Here is a 3,999-nt window from a genome sequence, read left to right as displayed (position 1 = left end):
CTGTTCCTACTGCGTGTTGTAGAAACAGCTTTACAAGGTGAGGTGTAGCTTACTGTACGATTTTACTTTTCGCTTGGGCTATCATACTTTCAAAGTAATCATATACTGTTGGGTCATCGACTTGCTGTGTTTTAGCAAGCTGCAAGGCGTGATTAAAACTCTCCAAAGCCTTATTATAAGATTTACTCTCTAAATACCCATGGCCAAGGCTTGCATGGGCATAAGATGAGTCAGGATAACGCGTGACAAATGCCGTTAAAGTCACAAGTGCAGCGTCTAGACGCTTATGACTGGTTTGTGCGTCAGCAAGTGCTTTATATATAGACTCTGGCGCTAACACCGCAAACTCATAGCGCTTGGAAAGTTTTAGGTAGTAATCTTCAATATCAGAAATATGTGCATATTTTCCAGATTCTTCATTGAGCTCAAAATAGAAGTCATCAAAAAGCTTCGTTAGCCCTTCATATAGGCTCGGATAAAATGTAGTTTGATGCGTTTCCGATTCTTTGAGGCTAAATTGCCATTTTACATCTGTTGAGCGAAGTGCTTTAAGGTTAGACGCAACTCGCATACCGTTAGTGTAAAAGTCACCACCTTCCCCCGCAATGCTGAGGTACAAGTTGCGGCTAAGATCATGACCTGAGTTGCTCAGAGCTTGAAACTGCAGGTCAAGCTCTTCCTCTCCCCACCAACCTGGCGGACTGATAAGCAGATAATTGGTAAAGACATCTGGCTTGCTTAAAAAGGTGTGTAATCCGTAAATCCCGCCATTGGAATACCCCACTAAAGTACGATTAGGCTTGAGTGAATATCGCGATTCAATGAAAGGAAAGAGCTCTTGAGTTAAGAAATTTGTAAATTCGGTCGTTTTACCAAATTGAGGAAACTTTTCCTTAATCCAACGCTGTCTGCTACTTTTCGGTTCACCGCTAATTGATGGTAAGTAGTCTCTTGTTCTTACCGTTGTTTTTAGTCCAACAATTATGGTAGCTGGTATTTTACCAGTGCTAACTAAAGATTCCACAGTACCCACGGTTTGGATAAAAAAGAATTCCGCATCGAGTAAGTACAACACTTGATATTGCTTCTTTGGGTCGTAGTCATTTGGTGTGTAAATCATGACCTCTCGATTTTCTTTTAATATCTCAGATGCAAAAGAGACTTCCAACCCAATCGTGATAGGTTGTTGTTTTAACGTTTGTCCATACACCTTACTCGATGTCGCAACTAGCATTATTACTAGAAAAATAATAAAACGCATGACTTTCCTTTTTAGTTTATTTTTATCAGTGTGTTACATTAGGAAAAAACAGTGCGGGAAAACAACAAAGTTTGCTGATTTTTCGCTGATAATTTGCTGAAAAAAGAATTTTGAAATGGAATTAAAGCAGTTTTTGATTGCAGATCACCTTGTGGATGTAACTCGCAATCATATTGTTATTGACCAACAGGCATATACCCTCCCCCCAAAAGCAATAGCAGTACTATGTGAGTTAGCAAAGCAACCAGGAGAAGTGGTGAGCTTTGAGCAACTGCTTAACACCGTTTGGCACAACAGAGTTGTTTCTCTAAATACATTACAGCGCTGCATTTTCCAAGTTCGCCAAGTATTCAAATATGCTGATAGTGACTTAGAGTTTATAAAAACGCACAGCAAAAAAGGCTATAGTTTAGAGGTACCCGTTACGTCAATAGCTAATAAACCTGTCGCCCGTAAAGTGGTTCGAAAAAACCGTTCGCGCGCTGCAAAATTTGCTGTAGCGGCGCTCATGGTATTGATTGTGGCTTTTACCTCTACCTTTATAGCTAAACTCAAACTCAGCCCACAAATACCTAGTCAACCTCACTTTACCCCGATAACCACAAGTGACGCATGGGATGCTAATGCCAGCTATTCACCAGATGGTAAATGGATTGCTTTTCAGCGCTTTAGCGATAATTGTCACAGTCAACTTTGGGTAAAAAATTTAACCTCGCACAAAGAATTTCGTTTAACCGCTATCCAAGGCGTGTACGGTAAACCAAGTTGGTCACCTGACACAAAGCGACTGACTTTTACCGAGCGCAGTCATTGCAAGGCTCAACAATCCTCCCCCTTTTGCTGGTCCCTAAATACACTGGAATTTGAGACTGCACTCAACACACCACAAACACCACGTACCGTTATCGCTTGTAAAGAAAAACCTATGTGGCGTGCAAATTGGATGAAAAATGGGGAAATCAGCTACTTATCGCATTTGCGCCCTCAACAAACGGTGCTTTCCCTTTTTAACCCAAAAGAAAATATAAACAATACAATCAACCATATACAGAAAGGAAAAAGCTACACTCTTGACTACCTTGCAAGTAAAAATATTTTTGCACTTGTAAGTATTGACGAACACAACTCGCATCATCTGACTATATACAGTCCAGATAAAGCAACAACGAGCACTGCAAAAATTGCTCTACCGTACGAGCTGTCGCCATTGCAACCAATTGACATCAGTTTTCATCCAAGCGGTGAGTACTTGCTGGCTTCGACGACCAACGGACTTTATAGACTAGAAACCAGCGGGAAAATGGTTACGCTTGATACTGGAGGTAGAAAAAACCTAAGAGGGGCTGCTTTTTCAGCTGACGGTAGACATATTTTAGCAACGCAGATACACGCTGATACTGATATTTTTACCTTAAGTCTTGCCCAAATACGAAATCACCAAACCACTATAACAAAAAAGGTTGCTAGGACAATAATGGGAGAGGACAACCCGCAGTTTCAGCCTCATGGTGATCATATTGCCTTTACCTCTACACGCACGGGTTCAAGGCAAATATGGCTTTACAATAGTCAAAGTGTTTCGCAATTGACCAATTCACAACATGACAATATTAGCAAGCGAATTGCTTGGTCTCCTAAGGGGGATGAGATAGCAGGCACAACGCAAAAAGGACTTACACTGTGGTCTTTAGAAGGAGAAAAAACTTTTATCTCTAATTCTCTTGCTATTGATTCCGTTATGCAATGGTTGACGCCAACAACGTTATTAGTCACAGCAAGAGAGAATGGGCAAGCTGGACTTTACATTATTAACAAAAATACCAAAGAAGCCTCGCTCGTGGTTTCTGAAAATGTAGTTTGGGCTGCACAAGTAGATGGTGAACATTTTATTTATCAAGATATGAGTAAGCGTTTTTGGTTTATTAACCTAAACATATCGCCTTTCCCGACTGAGCTACGTGAGCTTCGCGATCAGTTAGCTCAACCATTTGCCGTTTATAATGACGGTATATTGTACGGTGTAAATAACAATAACCAGCTCTGGTCTTATCATCTTAATAAAAAGATATATCAACGCCTTACAACAATACCCAGTAATAGCCGATATTTGGCGGACTTTAATGGTGAAACCTTTTTATTCACCCAAATGCATTTATTGCAAAAAAATATCGTATCTTTGAATATGCCAGGTGCTCAAAATTAAGTCAGTGCGTCCTGCACCTACCCGTGTAGTAAGAGACGTTTTATGCAGCGAACTGTGAAAACAGAAAAACCCGCAAGATCGCAGGGTAAACCAGCTCCTACTCCATGTTGTCGGAGGCGCTTTATGCAGCGAACTGTGAAAACAGAAAAACACACAGGATCGCAGAGTAAACTTGTTCCTACTCCGTTTAGTGGCAGGCGCTTTATGTGGCGAGCTGTGAAAACAGAAAAACACGAGATCGCAGGATAAACCTGCTCCTACTTCGTGTTGTCAGAGGCGCCTTATGTGGCGAGCTATGAAAACAGAAGAACACACAAGATCGCAGGATAAACCTGCACCTACCCGTGTAGTAGGAGACGCTCTATGCGGCGAGCTATGAAAACAGAAAAGCACACAAGATCGCAAGGTAAACTTGCTCCTACTTCGTGTTGTCAGAGGCGCTTTATGCAGCGAACTGTGAAAACAGAAAAACCCGCAAGATCGCAGGGTAAACCTGCTCCTACTCCATGTGGTAGGAGGCGCTTTATGCAGCGAA

At 41.5% G+C, this 3,999-nt stretch carries 2 protein-coding genes; one reads left to right on the top strand and one right to left on the bottom strand.

Features of this window, described 5'->3' with window-relative positions; genetic code table 11:
- Positions 1-49: 49 nt before the first annotated feature.
- Positions 50-1,261 (bottom strand): alpha/beta hydrolase-fold protein, encoded by a 1,212-nt coding sequence (locus tag D9603_RS21415; protein WP_128732849.1) that lies wholly within the window; start codon positions 1,259-1,261, stop codon positions 50-52.
- Positions 1,262-1,376: 115 nt separating this feature from the next.
- On the opposite strand from D9603_RS21415, the gene D9603_RS21410 reads away from it, so the two are divergent.
- Positions 1,377-3,464 carry a winged helix-turn-helix domain-containing protein gene (locus D9603_RS21410; RefSeq protein WP_128732848.1) on the top strand — a complete coding sequence of 696 codons (2,088 nt, stop codon included), beginning with the start codon at positions 1,377-1,379 and terminating at the stop codon, positions 3,462-3,464.
- The last annotated feature ends 535 nt before the right edge of the window (positions 3,465-3,999 follow it).

Origin of the sequence: Pseudoalteromonas sp. PS5 (assembly GCF_004103255.1) — a bacterium.
GTDB classification, from domain to species: Bacteria; Pseudomonadota; Gammaproteobacteria; order Enterobacterales; family Alteromonadaceae; genus Pseudoalteromonas; species Pseudoalteromonas peptidolytica.
The sequence above is the reverse complement of the archived record's forward strand: the minus strand, read 5'-3'. Positions and strand labels throughout refer to the sequence as shown.